We start from the raw sequence: 1,167 nt of genomic DNA, 5'->3' as shown, positions 1-1,167 counted from the left end.
GGTCTGAATGGGTCAGTGGTGTGACTTCTGCAGATGCTTCAGATGTACTTGAACTATTGAATGAGCAAATCACTGAAAGCCAATTGCATAAAGACTTGCAGACAAAGATTGATCATATTGAAACGATTGATGCTGAAATCGGGCCAATTCGTCAAGATATTCAAAATACGAAAGATCAGATTTCGCAAGAAATTATTGATCGTCAGCATGCAATTCAGAATGCTGAAGATGGCTTATCTCAGAAAATCAATGATAGCGAAGAAGGTATATTGGAAGTCATTGATACAGTTAAAAAATCAAGTGATCAAGGTATAGCAGCTGCACAAACAGCAATCAAAGTTGTTGCTGATGATTTGAAACTGACTGCTGAAAAAACAGATGGTGTTTATGCGCAATTGAATCCTCCTTTAATTGGCTCATCAACTGATCTGATCGGTAGTGATCAAGGCTTTGCAGGAACCTGGTCAGTTCAATCAGCAATCATCGAAGGTGATCTCGCCCTTAGTAAACGAGTTGATACAACAGTTGTACAGATCAATGATGTGCAGGCTTTTGCACAGCAAGAAGTTGTTGCACGAGTCGAAGGTCAAAAGGCCACTGTTGATAAAATTGACACATATATCGCTGAGAACGATACAGCTTTAGCATCTGTACGTGATTCTGCAAAAATTGCTGTTGATACATCAAAAGCGAATGGCGAACTGATTCAAAGTATGGAATTAGAGTTGGATGATAAGGCATCAACAGGGCAATTGACGCAAGTTAAGTCTGAGATTGAAGAGGATTATAACGGCAAGATCACAGCACAAACGGCAAAGATCGACGGTGTTTATGCTCAAATCAATCCGCCATTAATCGGCTCTGAATCTGATCTGATTGGTAATTCTGGCAGTTATGCAGGTGTTTGGTCAGAACAATCAGCACGAATAGAGGGAGATTTAGCTCAATCGATTCGTACTGACCAAGTTCTTGCAACGATTAGCGGAAATGATGCTTTATACAAGCAACAAATCAAAGCGAATGCTGATGCTGTTTCTGCAAACGTCACTGCTACGACAACTTTGCAAACCAAGGTTGGTGAAAATACAGCGTCGATTCAAACCCAACAATCATCAATTAATGGTATCAATCTTCAATATACCTTGAAATTACAGTCAGGTAATTTGA

At 39.8% G+C, this 1,167-nt stretch carries 1 pseudogene; it reads left to right on the top strand.

From position 1 onward, the window contains the following. Window positions 1-1,167, top strand: a pseudogene (locus ACG9ZL_RS20960) (TipJ family phage tail tip protein); the annotation flags it as partial.

Origin of the sequence: Acinetobacter legionensis, assembly GCF_048551735.1 — a bacterium.
Classification (GTDB): Bacteria; Pseudomonadota; Gammaproteobacteria; order Pseudomonadales; family Moraxellaceae; genus Acinetobacter.
This window is presented reverse-complemented; position numbering and strand designations above follow the sequence as displayed.